This is a genomic window from Bacillus infantis, from assembly GCF_020171945.1.
Classification (GTDB): domain Bacteria; phylum Bacillota; class Bacilli; order Bacillales; family Cytobacillaceae; genus Bacillus_AB; species Bacillus_AB infantis_A.
On the sequence record NZ_JAIVAP010000023.1, the window covers coordinates 1 to 16,647 of the forward strand.

General features: G+C 47.8%; 16 protein-coding genes. 14 read left to right on the forward strand and 2 right to left on the reverse strand.

Annotated elements, in window-relative coordinates; all coding sequences use genetic code 11:
• Positions 1-37: 37 nt before the first annotated feature.
• Entirely contained in the window at positions 38-232 is a 195-nt protein-coding gene (locus LCM00_RS21345; RefSeq protein ID WP_009792341.1) for a hypothetical protein, read from the forward strand.
• A 172-nt stretch (positions 233-404) separates the two neighbouring features.
• Here LCM00_RS21345 and LCM00_RS21350 read toward each other — a convergent pair whose 3' ends face one another.
• Positions 405-590 carry a hypothetical protein gene (locus LCM00_RS21350; protein ID WP_224905847.1) on the reverse strand — a complete coding sequence of 62 codons (186 nt, stop codon included), beginning with the start codon at positions 588-590 and terminating at the stop codon, positions 405-407.
• A 173-nt stretch (positions 591-763) separates the two neighbouring features.
• Between LCM00_RS21350 and LCM00_RS21355 the strand changes: the two genes are divergently transcribed.
• The 5 genes from LCM00_RS21355 (at position 764) to LCM00_RS21375 (ending at position 7,887) form a co-directional block, all read left to right on the forward strand.
• Complete coding sequence (locus LCM00_RS21355) at positions 764-1,507, forward strand: alpha/beta hydrolase (RefSeq protein ID WP_224905849.1); 744 nt, start codon at positions 764-766, stop codon at positions 1,505-1,507.
• 240 nt (positions 1,508-1,747) lie between these two features.
• On the forward strand, positions 1,748-2,905 hold the full coding sequence (locus tag LCM00_RS21360) for an MFS transporter (protein WP_224905954.1): 1,158 nt from the start codon (positions 1,748-1,750) through the stop codon (positions 2,903-2,905).
• A gap of 182 nt (positions 2,906-3,087) precedes the next feature.
• Positions 3,088-4,284: a class I SAM-dependent rRNA methyltransferase gene (locus LCM00_RS21365; RefSeq protein ID WP_224905852.1), complete on the forward strand. Its 1,197-nt coding sequence runs from the start codon at positions 3,088-3,090 to the stop codon at positions 4,282-4,284.
• A 73-nt stretch (positions 4,285-4,357) separates the two neighbouring features.
• Positions 4,358-4,876 carry a general stress protein gene (locus LCM00_RS21370; RefSeq protein ID WP_224905854.1) on the forward strand — a complete coding sequence of 173 codons (519 nt, stop codon included), beginning with the start codon at positions 4,358-4,360 and terminating at the stop codon, positions 4,874-4,876.
• 284 nt (positions 4,877-5,160) lie between these two features.
• Positions 5,161-7,887, forward strand: coding sequence for a GTPase (locus tag LCM00_RS21375; protein WP_224905860.1), 2,727 nt, complete (start codon positions 5,161-5,163; stop codon positions 7,885-7,887).
• A gap of 118 nt (positions 7,888-8,005) precedes the next feature.
• Here LCM00_RS21375 and yiaA read toward each other — a convergent pair whose 3' ends face one another.
• Positions 8,006-8,479, reverse strand: a complete 474-nt coding sequence (gene yiaA / locus LCM00_RS21380; RefSeq protein ID WP_009792332.1) for an inner membrane protein YiaA — start codon at positions 8,477-8,479, stop codon at positions 8,006-8,008.
• Between the two features lie 283 nt (positions 8,480-8,762).
• Here yiaA and LCM00_RS21385 point away from each other — a divergent pair, with 283 nt between their 5' ends.
• From LCM00_RS21385 to LCM00_RS21420, 8 genes are all read left to right on the forward strand, one after another.
• Positions 8,763-9,695, forward strand: a complete 933-nt coding sequence (locus LCM00_RS21385) for an ABC transporter ATP-binding protein (protein WP_404802184.1) — start codon at positions 8,763-8,765, stop codon at positions 9,693-9,695.
• The gene (locus LCM00_RS21390; protein ID WP_224905861.1) at positions 9,692-10,432 is read left to right on the forward strand and encodes an ABC transporter permease; all 741 of its coding nucleotides are present in this window, start codon (positions 9,692-9,694) and stop codon (positions 10,430-10,432) included. The genes LCM00_RS21385 and LCM00_RS21390 overlap by 4 nt, the downstream gene beginning before the upstream one ends.
• Entirely contained in the window at positions 10,433-11,554 is a 1,122-nt protein-coding gene (locus tag LCM00_RS24805; protein WP_224905862.1) for a sensor histidine kinase, read from the forward strand.
• Between the two features lie 15 nt (positions 11,555-11,569).
• Positions 11,570-12,175, forward strand: coding sequence for a response regulator transcription factor (locus LCM00_RS21400; protein WP_224905863.1), 606 nt, complete (start codon positions 11,570-11,572; stop codon positions 12,173-12,175).
• A gap of 948 nt (positions 12,176-13,123) precedes the next feature.
• Entirely contained in the window at positions 13,124-14,491 is a 1,368-nt protein-coding gene (locus tag LCM00_RS21405) for an aspartate kinase (RefSeq protein ID WP_224905958.1), read from the forward strand.
• A 101-nt stretch (positions 14,492-14,592) separates the two neighbouring features.
• On the forward strand, positions 14,593-14,991 hold the full coding sequence (locus tag LCM00_RS21410; protein WP_224905864.1) for a MarR family winged helix-turn-helix transcriptional regulator: 399 nt from the start codon (positions 14,593-14,595) through the stop codon (positions 14,989-14,991).
• Positions 14,992-15,333: a DUF3147 family protein gene (locus tag LCM00_RS21415; protein WP_224905866.1), complete on the forward strand. Its 342-nt coding sequence runs from the start codon at positions 14,992-14,994 to the stop codon at positions 15,331-15,333.
• Positions 15,334-15,685: 352 nt separating this feature from the next.
• Positions 15,686-16,480, forward strand: coding sequence for an alpha/beta hydrolase (locus LCM00_RS21420; RefSeq protein ID WP_224905868.1), 795 nt, complete (start codon positions 15,686-15,688; stop codon positions 16,478-16,480).
• The last annotated feature ends 167 nt before the right edge of the window (positions 16,481-16,647 follow it).

The following is a 16,647-nucleotide window of genomic DNA, read 5'->3' on the forward strand; positions in this document are numbered from 1 at the left end:
CTAATGAGGTAAACTTATAGTAAAGAGGTGGTTAAAAATGTCAGCCAAAAAGCATGTGTTAAAAGTCCAGAAGCCAAGTGGCGAGGAAGACATTTTTGATTTTGATCGGTTATTCAAAGATGCTGCCAATTATAATAAAAAAGCAGACCAGCAGGATATTCAATATCCGCGCGGAGCATCGATATCAAGGAAAAGCTCCATCGTGAAAGGACTTTTCGCTGCCAAAGCCTGATGAATCGGCAAGGCTGGTTAAAAGGGGACCGGCTGCAGGCATTTGACAGGGCTGAAATAAAAAACGCCCGATTCACGGGCGGCACGCGGCATATTAGGATCCCGGAAAAGGTCCGCTGATTGTTTTTTTAGATGGACAAGCCATAAGGTCTCTTGTAACTTGCGTATGCAGGTTATTTTTTTATGCCCAGATATTTGGACAAGAACTGCTGCATATTGTGGCTGTTTCCAACGATTTGGGAAGACCGGTGCACCTTGTTGATGGGGCTGCCTTTTGGGAATTGGATCTCCCGCTGCCCCTTTTTATGAAAAAAGCTTTCTGCATCCGCAAATAGCTTTGAAAAATTAAAGTCATCCATTTCTGTTCTCCGCCTCCAACTCAAATGCTCTCCTTATTGTATTCTATGCAGGCAGTACTATACGGGAAATGAAATCTGTGTGTATAGACAAAAACGGGCTTTTTTACGGGAGCGGCAGGGTTTAAAGCATAGGAAGTCGAACCTTTGTAAAGTGAGAAAGAGGAGGGAAAGAAATGGCGGATAACTATCCAGTATTAAACGGAGCAGAACCCTTTTATTTTGAAGGCGGCAGGACAGGCATCCTGGTTTCGCATGGTTTTACAGGCTCGACACAAAGCATGCGGCCGCTCGGGGAGGCATATGCGAAAGCGGGCTATACTGTCTGCGGCCCGAGACTCAAAGGCCATGGCACCCATTATGAGGAAATGGAGCAAACACAGTACAGCGACTGGATTACAAGCATTGAAGAAGGCTTTCAATGGCTGAAGGAACGGTGCGATGATATTTTTGTCACGGGACTGTCCATGGGAGGAACACTGACGCTTTATATGGCTGAGAAGCATCCCGAAATCAAGGCCATCATCCCGATCAATGCAGCCGTAGAGATTTCGGATATGGAAGGTGCAGCAGACCTGCAGGACGTCCGCTTCCTCGATGCCATCGGCTCAGATATAAAGAAGGCTGATGTAAAAGAGCTTGCCTATGAAAAGACCCCGGTCAAATCCATCGGCGAAATCGTCCAGTTAATGGAGCTGGTAAAAGGAGGGCTGGCTGACATACAGTGCCCGGCATTGATTTTTGTCTCCAGCGAAGACCACGTTGTCCCGCCTGATAATTCCCGGCTCATCCTTGACCGCATCTCAAGCAAAGATAAAAAACTGATTACGATGGAAAACAGCTATCATGTTGCCACGCTGGATAATGATCAGCAGCTGATCATTGATGAGACCTTGGCGTTTATAAAAAAATATCATTAAGAATGGGGGCCCCGGCCTCCTTTTTTTTATGGAAAAAGGGTAAAATACAGCATTGCCATAAATTAAATAACTGTGTTAACATTTAGTGAATCGAAATATATTCTGAATAGAGTATTTGTTTTGAGCCTTATGCCCGAAAAAGGGAAATCCAACAAAAGTTTTTAGAAATAGATTATTTTTGAAAAGGAGGCTTGGCCGTTGAGTGAACAAAAAGAAAAACTTTGGACAAAATCCTTCGTCATGCTGATGGCAGGGAATTTATTTGTCTTTATGTCTTTCCAAATGCTGATTCCGACAATGCCGCCATACATAAAATCGATAGGAGCCTCCGGCTTGGAAATCGGCCTGGTCACAACTCTTTTCTCTGCAGGTGCAATCCTGTGCAGGCCTTTTATCGGCTATATGCTGGAGTACAGGACAAGAAAGCCCCTCGTCCTGGCCGGTGCAGCCGCCCTGCTGCTGATCACGCTAGTCTACCCGCTTTCCAGCGTGGTTGTTATGTTTCTTCTCTTCAGGCTGGTGCACGGGCTTGCCTGGGGCTGGTCGACGACTGTCAACGGGACAGCAGCGGTCGACGTTGTTCCTAACTCCCGCCTTGGCGAGGGGATGGGCTATTATGGATTGTCTGTAACTCTCGGGATGATCATTGCGCCCAGCCTTGGCATTTATTTATTCCAGGTTACGACCTTCGAGAACCTGGTTTATATATCGGCTGGTCTTGGCATCATCAGCATCATACTCCTGGCGCTTGTCAGCTACAGGACGCCCCAGTCGGTTAAGGAAGCGAAAAAAGAGGATTTAGCTTTTTCCTATTTAGGGTCGCTGATTGAAAAAACGAGCTGGTACCCGGCACTTATCACGGTCATCGTCACCTTCGGGTATGGATCCATTGTCACTTTCATTGTCATTTTTGGTGAAGAGCGGGGGATAGAGCAGATCTTCCTTTTCTACCTGTTCAATGCCGTCCTGGCATCGGCATCGCGCCCGGCGGCTGGAAAGTGGTTTGACAGAAATGGGCCGAGAGGGCTCGTCCTATTCTGTACGCTCATTACGTTCGCCGGGATGTGGGTGCTGTCCTTTGCCCATTCTAATGTTTTGATTGCAGCCGCCGGAGTTCTGTTCGGGATCGGCTTCGGATCGCTGATTCCGACGCTTCAGTCGTGGACATTATCCCTTACGCCGCCAAACCGCAGGGGTGTTGCCAATGGCATGTTCTTTTCAGCCATCGACCTTGGCATCGGCTTGAGCGGACTGGTATTTGGCGTCATAGCACAGTACGTGGAAACAGGCAGGCTGTTCCAGATCTCGAGTATCTTCCTGCTGATTGCCATCGCCATGATCATGGCTGAAGGGCGGAGGCGGAAAAACAGCATAAAGAAACAGGCAGCAGCCATATAAGGCCGGGGAAGCTTCCCTGGTCTTTTTTTTGCTGGGCTGGATTGCTGCGGAAAGCTTAAACAAGTCTTGTTTCTTTAGATTTTCTCAGCAATTGGCTTCTCCTGGTGCTGGAATGATAAAATAGAACAAGCAAAAGATACAGCTGGCGAACAGGGCAGCTGATCTCATAGAAGGGTGATTATATGGCACAGGAAATAAAACTGCGTCTGAAGGCGCGTTCTGATGAAGAGTATAGAAAAGGGCTTCCCCTTGTTTATAAAGATAGAATAGAGAATCTTGCTGATCTGAAGGAGGAGGGGGCAATCTTCCGTCTTGCAGACAGCAGGAACAAATTCATCGGCAAAGGCTATTATGGCTTGCAGAACAAAGGCTGCGGCTGGATCCTGACGCATAATGAACAGGAAGAGATAGACCAGGATTTTTTTGAGAAAAAGCTGCAGAAGGCTTTTAAGCACCGGGAAGCATTCTTTAACAGCTCCGAAACGACCGCATTTCGCGTCTTCAATGGCGAGGGCGATGGAATTGGCGGGCTGACAATCGATTATTTTGCCGGCTATTATCTGCTGACATGGTACAGCGAAGGCATATACCGGTTTAAAGAGGAAATCCTCCAGTCTCTAAGGAACCTGGCTGACTTTAAAGGGATCTATGAAAAGAAACGCTTCGATGTGAAGGGCTCATATATGGAGGATGATGACTTTGTTGAAGGAGAGCGTGGAGAGTTCCCGCTCATCGTCAAAGAAAATGGCGAAAACTTTGCCATCTACCTGAATGATGGGGCGATGACCGGCGTATTCCTTGATCAGCGCGATGTCAGGAAAACAATCAGGGATGTATATGCGAAAGGCAGGACCGTACTCAATACGTTCTCCTATACAGGAGCCTTCTCCATTTTTGCGGCCAAAGGCGGGGCAGTGAAAACGACAAGCGTGGATCTTGCGAACAGGAGCAAAAGCAAAACGATTGAACAGTTCAGCATCAACGGGATCGACTATGAGGCACAGGATATCATTGTAGAGGATGTATTCAATTATTTTAAATATGCCGTAAGGAAAAAACTTCTATTTGATATGGTGATCCTTGATCCACCGAGCTTTGCCCGCTCCAAGAAGCATACCTTCAGTGCAAGCAAGGATTATAAGAATCTGCTGAAGGAAGCGATTGCGATTACGGAAAAGGATGGCATCATCGTAGCTTCCACCAACTGCAGCACATTTGATATGGGCAAGTTCAAAGGGTTTATAGAAGCAGCCTTTAAGGAAAGCGGCGGAAAGTACAAGCTGCTGGAGGAATTCTCTCTGCCAAAGGATTTCCGGACCATCAGTGAGTTCAAGGAAGGGAATTATTTGAAGGTCGCATTCATCCGCAAGCTGTCTTGATTATGCCTGCGTTTTGCCTGCAGCTGTAAAGGGTAAACAGCCTATATATGATTTTCATATAGGAGGCATAATGATGAAACGGGATATTATCGGTGTTTACAGTTCAATAGATGAAACAATCGAGGCGATCAGGGACCTTACTGCCAAGGGCTATGATTCAAAGGACCTGGCTGTCATTTCGAAGCGGCAGGATATTTACACTCTTGATGCGTACACAAATGCAGATGTGGAAAAGACTGCCGGCTCAGCTACGGAAGATCATGACGATGAATCGTTCTGGGATAAACTGAAAGAAGCGTTCTCGCTGGACGGCGACTTTGGCGAATCCCATGAAAGGCTGACAAAGTACGGAATTGCTGAGGAAGATGTAGAGTCATATGCAGCAGATATGGATAATGATAAGATTCTTCTGGCTGTAAATGCAGATTCTGCGTTTGCCAATGCTGAGACCGGTGCGGATGAGTGGTATGGCGCAGGCCGGATCGAAAGCGAAGATGAAGCGGAAGGCACGGCAGGCAGCCCATCATTTTCAGGGGAGCAAACCGTCTATACAACAGATGAACAAAACAACCTGAGAAGAGGCTCCCGCTAAGGGCTTCCATCCAACATCAGCGCGAACCCGCCTTCTTTCAAGGCGGGTTTTGCTTGATTCAGGCTGTTTCAGGCTGTCCAGAAAGAAGAGGCTGCGTAAATTTTTCCATATCTGAAGGTTGCTGTTAGAATTATTACAGAAGGAAACATTTCTGTATCAAAAATGAAAGTAAAATGAAATTTGTTGCATTCCATTCTTTGCTAGAATACAAGGATAGAGAGTGCAGAATAAAAGGAATCTCTTTAGCATATAGTAGGTCAATCTATTTACATAAGGGGATAACAATGACGATAGAACAACAATTAATCGATAAATCATATTACGGGATGTTCATGGAAGGCCGGAGCGGCGAGCAGCCTGCACAGGTGCTCGGCGAGGCATATTTCCTCGAGCAGAAAAAAGAAATACCGGAGCTCTCGGTCATCAGGTTCGCACAGGGTGAAATCTATTTCCACCATAAAGACTATGAATCTGCCATTTTCAAATGGGAAAACATACATAACGAATTAGGGGAGTGGGCCAAAAAAAATACAGCTGATGCCTATATGGAGCTGGAGCTGCATGCAACAGCCGAGGAAATCTATAAAAGCATCGGGACAGAATCCCTTGTGCTCCAGACAGAGGTCCTGCTCCAGCTTTTTTCCTTATATATCCATCAGGGCAAGCTTGACAAGGCTGTGCAGACAATCAAAGAAGCTGTCCTCCTCAATCCGGATTATCCGGATGTAACAGAGCTTGCGAGAGCCTTTTTCGAAAAGCACCAGGATTGGGGCAATGCCATTGAACTTGCCGTCAATGAAGGTGTCCGCACCAGCTCGCTCAAATGGTTTGAGGTCCTGAACGGCTATATTGATCAAGGGGCGGCAAGGAAGCTTGAGCCTGTTTATTTCCTTGAAGCGCTGAAAACGGTCTTTTATAAAGATGAATCAAGGTTTGAAAAGCTGTCTGTATCCCTATGGCAGCATTATCAGAATCAAAGCAGCAGCCACCAATGGCTTAAGGATTTCAACGGGATGATGCTGGAGCTTGAAGCAGACCGCTCTTATGCGTGGCATGAACTGTCCGCTATGTACAGAGAGACGTACCTGCAGCTTATCACAGGCAATTATTATGTGAAGGAATTGACTCCGCTCGTTCCTGAGCTGCTCGTGAACTGGGTCAGGATCACAGATTCCGCCAACGCGGTGCACGCTTCCGCTGCATTGCTTGCCTGGAATAAGCTATTTGCCGGTATCGATTCTGGCGCTGTTGCAGATGCAGAAAACCTGATCGGCCGCTCAAGCCTTTATAACGGAGGGCTGGAAGACAGCTATAAATTGTTTATGGATATTAAGAAGTGGGCCATCAAAAATGATATTCCGCTTGGCCAGAGGCTGGAATGGATGGTTGAGGAGCTCCTCGACCTTGATAACAGTCATGTCCTTCTTGCCGGCAGGCCTGGAAGCGGAAAGTCCGCCTTCATTAATTATGTGCTGGGCAAGCCGGTTCTGGGAGAGGATACAGCTTCCATCAGCATGTTCAAGGCAGGGGAAGACGCAGCGTTCAGTGAGGTTACCGACAGCGGGCTGATCATGATGAAAGATCTCCCGCAATATCAGGAAAATGAGGCTGCTGCTGCCCTTGAAGGAGAAAGGGTTGCCTTTGATTGCCGCGTCCCTGTCCCATTCCTGCAGGAAAACAGGATTGCGCTCATTGACACCCCGGGAGCCAAAGGAAGCGGCCGCGCAAGTGGGGAACTCGCCCACTATCTCCCGCTTGCAGACAGCATTTTATATGTTATCAATGCAGCTGAAGGCCTTGTAGAGGAGGACCTTCTGCTCCTGGAAAAAATCCGCGGAGGCGCCCCTTCCAAGCAGGTGCACTTCCTCTTGAATAAGGTGGACAGGATCCATGATCAGCATGAGGCGGAAAGGCTGGTCGACGAGATAACCTCACAAATCCAGTCGTATTTCCCGGAAGGAAAAGTGTTCGCCTTTTCCTCCCATTACGGGAGCAGGGAGCAGCTGGCAGATTTGGCCGGATTTTTCAATGACAGCTTGAGCCGCGACTGGTATGAGGTCCGGACACAAAGTGTGCTCAGCTATATCCAGCGCGCCTTAAGCTATCTGCTTGATAAGCGGGTGGAGGTGGAAAACTCGCTCCAGGAGGATATCCGCTGGAACGAAGAGATGGTCACGAAGCTGAATGGCGCCATCAACCAGCTCAGCGATATTGAAGAAGAAAAGACAAGGACGATTACAAAATCCTACCAGTCCATCAAAGACCGGATGAAGACGAAGCTTGAAGAAGAAATCCCGGGAATCCTTCGGGGCACTTCCGAGCTGGTCACAGAAGACAGCGACTTTCGGAAAATCCATCTGGAGCTGAACGACGCGATGAACGAGCGCGTCCAGCAGTATCTGGAAAGCTCCGTTCTGCCTGAATTCTATGGCAGCATCCAGAAGTGGATTGCCCTCACAACAGAAGAGTTCAATCACAGCCAGGCTTATCTGTATGAAATGGGCGAAGGGTTCAATGAATTATATGGAGAAGAAAAAATCCGGCTTGAGTGCGACTTCAAGGTGCTGGATGACTGGCGGAGGGATGCCGACAGGATGACAAGCGGGGTAAGGATGGAGAAGGTGAACATCCTATTGCGCTTCACTCCTTCGCAATTCCTGCTGAAGAGCGCCGGAAAGCTGTTTGGCGCAATCCCGCAGAACAAAGGCATGCTGTACAATAGATACAAACAATTCCTCGAAAATGAGGATTACAGCGAGAGTGTCGACAGCATTGTCAGCAAGTTTATGCAGCAGTTTGAATTGTTCGAAAAAGCACTTGAGAGGGATATTAAAATTTTCTTCCGCAATCCATTCAGTGTGCTCAATATGACAGTTGAGGAAACCCTGAATATCATTGAAGCGAACGGGGTGGCTCTCAGCAAAATGAAGGAAAATCCTGAGGCTTACCGCGATCCGGTTACTTTGTTTGAGCTTAGGAAGCTCCAGTATGAGCAGATGGTTCGTGCATAGGGGAGTTTGTGCTTCATAAAATAAAAGACTGGCCAGGACTTGTTCTGGCCAGTCTTTTTGCGTTTTTTCCGCAGGATTAATCAGGCTGGTTCCGAAGCTGTGTGCTCTTGCTGCTGCTTCAATCCCTGTCTTTTGCCTGCTGTGTATCCCGGATATTCTTCTGGACTGTAACAGCGGCAAAGACGCTGAGCACGAATGACATCGCATAAAATCCTTTTTCACTCAGGATGATGCTTCCTGCATTGTACAAGCCGATAGCCATTAATAAAACGGCAACAATAAGTGCGAACCAGCTTAAACCGTAGTAGATTCCGGTAACAGGTATTCCCTCTTCCTTGTCTCTGACCGCCTTTTGCAAAGAGACCGCTGAGTAGAGCCCAAAGATCAGGACAGCAAAATAATATCCTTTTTCATTCAGCTGCATGGTGTCAGCATTGAACAGCCCGATCAGATAGGCTCCAGCCCCGACCATTAAAGCAGCCCAGGAAGCGCCTTTAAAAGCGGCAGTCGGTTCTCCTTCTTTCCGTTCTTCCTTCTTTTTCGGCGCTTTATTCGTGCCTTTATCTAACAAAACATCATCTTCATAAGCCATTCCAAAATCCCTCCAGCTAGTCAAATAAATTATAGCACCGCAAAAGCCTGCAGCACTCTTCTTCCAACATCTATTATATAGAAAATTTTTGAAATTAATAGGGAAATTTGTGTCTAAGTTCCAGTGTGTCAGGCACTGTCTGTGGACAAAATTGGTTAAAGTGTCTTTTGGCGGTGTCAGGCACGGGAGAAATGACATTTGTCATATGATTTTGATGACATCAGGTACTAATGAGCATGGCTGGAAAGTTTTACAATGAGGTTAATCAATGGAGACGGAGCTGATGAGTATGCAACAGGCAGTTGTTTTTGAAAATGTAGTGAAGGCTTATGGATCTTTCAGGGCGCTTGATGGATTGAATTTGAAGGTCAATGCGGGAGAGGTTACGGCGCTCCTGGGTCCGAACGGAGCCGGAAAGACTACCGCGGTGGGGCTGATGCTGAATATGCTCAGGCCTTCCTCAGGCAGGGTTGAAATATTCGGGCGGGAGCCGAAGAGCAAAGAGCTCAGGGAAATGACGGGGGCCCTTCTCCAGGAAACAAAGCCTGCAGACGGCTTGCGTACAGGCGAGATCCTGCAGCTTTTCCGGAGCTATTACAAAAATCCCTTGTCGTATGAACGGCTGCTGGATCTTTCAGGGCTGCATAAGGAAGAAAAAAGGAAGGCCACTGCTCTTTCAGGGGGCCAGCGGAGGCGGCTTGCATTCGCACAGGCACTTGCAGGCAATCCGAGCCTCATTATTCTGGATGAACCGACTGTCGGGATGGATGTGGAATCGAGATTCCGCTTTTGGGAAGTGATCAGTGCTCTTGCGAATGACGGGAAGACCATTCTCCTGACCACCCACTACCTGGAGGAGGCGGATGCTGTTTCTGACCAGATCTGTGTGATGGCAGAAGGGAAGCTCATCGCTTCCGGGACTCCGCAGGCACTTAAGGCAAGAGTATCATCAAGGACTGTTTCGTTCCGCTCTTCCCAGGAGCTGGACCTGAATCTCCTGAATGGACTGCCGGGCGTCGAGAGGGCGGAGAAAAGCGGGAATGCTTATTCTCTTTATGCCAGGGAAACGGATGAGTTATTGCGGTACATCATCTCATCAGGCTGGGAGATCAGGGATGTCCAGGTTTCCTCCGGCAGCCTCGAAGCCGCTTTCAGGCAGCTGACAGACATACAGGATCAGACCCTCAGTAAAGAAGGAAGGTGCGTAAACAAATGAATATGTTCATATCCCAGTGGAAGGCAGAGAGCCTCCGGATCATCAGAAGCCCATTTTTCCTGCTGTTTTCCCTTTTGATGCCCTTTGTATTTTACTTTCTGTTTGCCAGCCTGAATGGAGCCGATAAGGAAATAGCAGGCACTTCATGGGGGGCATACTCACTAATGTCCATGACCGCTTTTTCATTGATAGGGACGGCTACATCCCAGTTTGGCATCCGCCTTGCTTTTGAAAGGAAGGAAGGGTGGATCCGCCAGCTTCAGCTCACACCTCTGTCCCACTTCACCTGGATCAGCGCAAAAGTTGCCTCGCAGATGCTGATCCATCTGCTGATCATCCTGCTGCTTTTCCCGCTGGCAGCTATTATATATGATCTCCATCTTACTCCCCTGCAGTGGGCAGCCTGTACGATATGGCTGCTGTGCGGAAGCCTCCCGTTCCTGGCACTGGGCGCCCTTGTCGGCACGATGCGGAACGCGGATGCCGCGATTGCGATCTCAAATGTCCTGCTGATGGGGCTGGCAATCGCCGGAGGGCTGTGGATGCCATTGGAGGCACTGCCGGAATGGCTGCAGAGCATCGGCAAATGGCTGCCATCCTACCATTATGCAAATGGTGCATGGGAAGTGCTTTCAGGCAATCTCGTCTCATTGGAAAATATTTTCTATCTTGGCGCCTGCACGGTTTTATTTATGGTACTATCAAGCTATATTCTAAAGAAACGGGATGCGGTATAAGTGAATCTTTACTGGAAAAAGTTGTTTCCTGCCTCGGAAGGCTGGCCGCCGTATATCTATCTGGCCAACTTTGCACTGCCTGTATATTTCATGCTTGGGGAAGCCCCGCTTAAGAGGGAAGCGGGCTTTTTCCTGCTGCTGATCTATCTCTTTTTTTACAGGCATCTGTACTGGACCAGAAAATATGAAACTTTCATCGTTGCATTAATGGTCGGCATGACGCTGTTATTCAGCTTTTTCTATAATCCTCTGTATCTGTATCTCATCTTTCTGGTGCTCAATCATCTGGTTAGGCTGCCGCTGAAAATGATCTATATCCTGTGTGCATTCTTTGGTGCAGCCAGTGCAGCTGTTATGTTCCAGTCGGGCCTTTATCTTGAGCCCCTGATGCTCTCCGGCATCAGTCCGCCATTATTCGGCGGGACGATCCTTCCTTTCGTTGTAAAAGCTTCTGCAAAATATAAGGATATGTCAGAGCAGCTGCAGGTGGCCAATATGCAGATTGAGCGCCTGGCACAGCAGGAGGAAAGGCAGAGGATTGCGAGGGAACTTCATGATACACTCGGCCACACCCTTTCCTTGATCGCACTGAAAAGCGAGCTCACAGCCCGGCTGGCCTCCAAGGACCCAATCAGGACGGAAAAGGAAGCAATGGACATCCAGCAGACGGCCAGGACGGCTTTGAAGGAGATGCGTGACCTGGTATCAGATATGAATCTTGTCAGGCTTGAAGAGGAAATCGGGCATGCCCAGACGCTTTGCGCGGCTGCCGGCATAGAATTCATCTATGAAAAATCGGCTGTGCCGGCCACCCTGACACCGCTTCAGGAGAGGATTCTGGCCATGTGTGTGCGCGAATCAATCACCAATGTGGTGAAATACAGCAGGGCAGCCAGATGCGTTCTGTCAGCTGCCGAAACAGATGATAAAATTCACCTTTCTGTCCAGGACAATGGGATTGGGTTTGATTTATCGGTGATTGCTAAACATTCCGGAAATGGGCTAGCAGGGATGAAGGAAAGGCTCCAGCTTGTAGAAGGGAGCCTCAAGATCAGTTCGGCAACAGGAAAAGGAACAGATATAGTGATGAGCATTCCGCTGGTCATCAGGGAAGGATTTTAAAGGGGGAGATGGCAAATGATCAGGATTGTACTGGGCGAGGATCAGCGACTGCTGCTTGGCGCACTCGCCTCTCTGCTTGAGCTGGAGGATGATATTGAAGTGGCTGCGCAGGGGGAAAATGGCAGGCAAACCTTGGAGCTCGTCGAAAAGCACCAGCCGGATGTATTAATCGTTGATATTGAAATGCCGTTGATGACCGGGCTGGAGGTGGCAGAGGCGCTGAAAGAAGCAGGTTCTTCCTGCAGGGTGATCATCCTTACTACATTTGCACGGCCGGGCTATTTCCAGCGGGCGATTGCGGCTGGGGTGGGCGGCTATCTGCTGAAAGATACCCCGAGCAGGGACCTGGCGGAAGCAGTCCGCCGGGTGCATGCAGGCAACAGAATGATTTCACCGGAGCTTTCCCTTGCCATGTGGGAGGAAAAAAGCCCGCTCACCCCAAGGGAAACCGAAATACTCGAATCGGCTGCCGCAGGACATACAATGGCCCAGATTGCCTCACAGCTGTATTTATCGCACGGAACAGTCCGAAACTATATGTCCGAAATCATCGGCAAGCTTGGGGCTGCCAACCGGATTGAAGCCGTCAATCAGGCAAAGGCGAAGGGCTGGATTAAATAGAGTTGGTGAAATAAGTGAGAAACAGGCTCGGGCTTTTTGCCGGGGCTTTTTTTGTGTTGGGAAGGGGTGTGCTGAGGCGGCAATAAGTATATGAGAGGGGGAGGGGAGGGCAAGGTAGTATGGCGGGGGGATCGGGTCTGGAGTACATGAGAGGTGTGGAGAAGAGGGAGTCGTGTATCTCGGGAGCGTTTTGGAGTACATGAGAGGTGTGGAAAAGAGGAAGTCATGTATGTCGGGAGTGTTTTGGAGTACATGAGTGGTGCGGAAAAGAGGAAGTCATGTATCCCGGGAATGTTTTGGAGTACATGAGTGGTGTGGAAAAGAGGAAGGCATGTATCCCGGGAATGTTTTGGAGTACATGAGTAGTGTGGAGAAGAGGAAGTCATGTATCCCGGGAGTGTTTTGGAGTACATGAGTGATGTGGAAGAGAGGAAGTCATGTATCCCGGGAGTGTTCTGGAGTACATGAGTAGTGTGGAAAAGAGGAAGTCATGTATGTCGGGAGTGTTTTGGAGTACATGAGTGGTGTGGAGAAGAGGAGCTCGTGTATCCCAGGGGTGTTCTGGAGTACATGTGTGATGTAAAGAAGAGGTAGTCATGTATCCCGGAAGTGTTCTGGAGTACATGAGTGGTGTGGAAAAGAGCGAGTCGTGTATCTCGGGAGTGTTTTGGAGTACATGAGTGGAGTAGAAAAGGGGGAGTCATGTATCCCGGGAATGTTTTGGAGTACATAATCAACGGTAAAAAGGGAGTGGGATGTATCCCGCCATAGGAATCCGCGCAGTATACCTCTGCATTCATGTCAAACCCTAAGACTAACCACACTTTTGTCCTCCCTTAAAAAACATTTGTGCTTTCCACAAGGAAAAACTATTGCTTTTTCTGCTTTAAAGCGTGATAATAAGAGTTAAATTTTAGCAGGGAAACTGCAGTTATGGGAGATGTAAAAATGAAGGTTGTTAAGTTTGGCGGTTCTTCTCTTGCTTCCGGCCGTGCAGTCGAAAAGGTCTTTGAGATTGCAGCAGCCGATGAGAACCGTAAGATCATTGTTGTATCAGCTCCGGGCAAGAGATTCCCGGAGGACGAGAAAGTGACAGATATGCTGATTGACTGCGGGATATATGCCCTTGAAAAAGAGGGGATGCCTCCGAAGCTGGAAAAGATTGTTGAACGGTACAGCCGGATAGCAGCGGAGCTGGGCCTTTATAATAAGGCAGAAGAAATCAGGGGCAGGCTCCTCGAAACAATGGCTTCCGGCAAAGAGCGGCCGGAATACTTCCTTGAAAAAGTAAAGGCATGCGGCGAGGATTTGAATGCGAGATTGATAGCCGAATATTTCACCTATAGGGGAGTGGAAGCGGCGTACGTCAATCCTGGGGAAGCCGGGCTTTATGTGACGGATGAACCCGGCAATGCGAGGGCGCTTCCTGAGGCCTACTTCAATTTAAAGTCATTGCGGGAACGCAAAGGCATCATTATTTTTCCCGGCTTTTTTGGCTACAGCAAGCAGGGTGATGTTCTTACTTTTTCAAGGAGCGGTTCGGATATTACCGGATCGATATTGGCAAATGGCATTGAAGCGGAGCTTTATGAAAATTTCACCGATGTGGATGCTGTCTATTCGGTGAATCCCCACACGGTAAGTTCGCCGAAGGAAATCAGGGAGCTGACATACAGGGAAATGCGGGAGCTGTCTTATGCAGGGTTTTCTGTATTTCACGATGAAGCGCTGATACCGGCTTACAAGGCAGGCATCACCGTTAATGTGAAAAATACGAATAATCCGGAGGCCCCCGGCACCAGGATTGTCGGTGAAAGGGACAATACAAACGGGCCGGTCATCGGAATTGCCAGTGATAAAGGATTCTGCAGCATCTATGTGAGCAAATATCTGATGAACCGGGAAATCGGCTTTGGCCGCAAAATCCTGCAGATTCTTGAGGATTTTGGCTTGTCCTATGAACACACTCCTTCAGGCATCGATGATCTTTCTATTATTCTAAGGCAGCACCAATTTGATAAAGCTGCTGAGGAACAAATAGCGGCAAGGATCAAGGAAGAGCTGGAGGCAGACGAAGTGGTCATTGAACATGATCTTGCCCTCATTATGGTCGTCGGCGAAGGGATGAGGCATAATGTAGGCACGATGGCCAGAGCTTCAAAGGCACTTGCTGCAGCAAAGGTAAATATAGAGATGATCAATCAGGGTTCATCAGAGGTGAGCATGATGTTCGGTGTAAAAGAAAATGATGAAAAAAGGGCGGTCAAAGCGCTTTATGAAGAGTTTTTTGAACCGGCCCGGACAGCTGTAGGATAGTTTAGGAAACCTGATTGCATGGCAGTCAGGTATTTTTTTGTGTTATTATATCGTTATATACGATATAATCGCAAGAAACGATTTAAAGTTGGAGGAATAAAATGATTGATCAAATCAATGAATACTTTACCGATATATATTTCCATCTTCACCCTGAACAGCAAGAGCCCATTTCCCACCAAAGCGTCCGAATCCTGCAAATGGTGGGTAAAAGAGAATCCGTCATGATCCGCGATATTGCTTCACTGCTGTCCATTTCACATAATACAGCTTCAGAGCATGTGAAAAAGCTGACAGCGGGCGGATGGCTTTATAAAGAGAGGGATGAAAAGGATCAGCGCAAGGTATATTTGCACCTCACAGAATCAGGAATAGCGGTTCTCAAAAAGAATACAGAACTGGACGGGGAGAAGCTGGAGGCGGCACTTGAAAAACTGTCTGCAGAAGAAAGGCAGCAGATTTTCACTGCGTTTAAGCTGCTGAGTGAGGCATCCAAATAAATGTATACGTTTATAAAAATTTTAAGCTCTGGAGCAATTATTGGCATCATCACAGAATTGGCAAGGAGGTTCCCGGTATACGGAGGCATGATCGCCGCCTTGCCGCTGGTCAGTCTGCTGAGCATCATCTGGCTTTCTGTCCAGGGGGAATCTGCACAGAATGTCACCCGATTCACTCTGGGCGTTCTGACTGGCCTCCCTGCCACAATCATCATGCTGCTTGTCATTTATGCCGCCTTCAAACATGCCGTCCAGCTGCCTTTGGCAATTATAATGGGGATTGCAGCATGGGGGATTTTTTTACTGATTCAAAACTATTTCGTGCAATCATTTATTAGATGAAAAGATTTCCTTCCATCACACAAATGACAGGCGTAACTCCAAGGCAGGGTTATGCTTCTTTTCGTGGAATAGTTTTATAGAAAAATAATACATAGTTAAAAATGTTTTGAAACATTACTATTATCCGGAAGCAAAAACGGGAATGGAGAAAAATGAAATAGAGATCCGGAAAAACCGGTGGATTTATAATCAATTCCACTGCTGGAGCAATCATGTATAAATGCGTTTCATTACAGCTAAAATGTTAAAAAGTGAGGTTACTCTTATGTTCACTGTTATGGTTGCAAAAATGCTGCGGCGTCTTCCTAATCAAGCGAAAAGGAAACCTATGATTCCCCAGCAGCAGGTAAAAATGAAAAAAGATGTGCTGGTAGAAACCTCTGTTCAGCCTGCCAGCATTTCCTTATATTATCCTCTGGAAGCAGAACAGAAAAGATATCCTGTTTATATCAATTTCCATGGGGGAGCGTTCATCATGAATGAAAAAGAGATGGATGATCCTTATTGCCGCTACCTGGCCAATCAGGCAAAATGTGCTGTTATTAATGTCGATTATGCAAAAGCACCGGAATACCCTTTTCCGAAACCGATTGAACAGGGCTATGAAGTGATCCAATGGATAAAGAGAAGTGCTGATGACTTGAATATCGATGCGGAGAAAATCATGGTGGGCGGACAGAGTTCAGGGGCAAATATAGCAGCAGCCCTCTGTCTCAGCATGGAAGAAAGAGGGGACAGCCAGCCGATCCTCCAAGTGCTGTCCTGCCCGATGCTGGATTTTGTTACCCCGCATGCAGAGAAGCCGGAACCGGATAAGTGGCGTGCCCGGTATCCGCAAGCAGCCCATTTTTTAAACATGTGCTATGTACCTGGCAAAGAACAAGCAGAGCATCCCCACGCTTCCCCTGTCCGTGCTGAGGTGAGCGGCCGTTTGGCTTCAGCCCTTATTCTCATAGCGGAGTACGATGCTTTCAGGCCGGAAGCTGAATGTTATGCTGAGAAGTTAAAAGCGGCCGGGGTGAATGTTCAAGAGGAGCTGTTCCGGGACTGCAGGCATGCTTTTACCCATAATGGCCCAAAAGAAAGGGCAGAAGAAGCTTGGGAGCTGATCGCACGGAAAATCAAAGCGGCGGCTGAATCCTATTAAAATAAGCATCTCAACTTATATTCCTCTTGGATAATGTGTTTTTCAGCACATTCAAGTTTTTGCAGGGAAATATCAGGGTATAAAATAATTTTAAGGCTGCAGACGCATCAGCGGAAAAAGGAAAATCGGCGGTTATCATATTTCAATGATCTTGAAAACAGATCCAA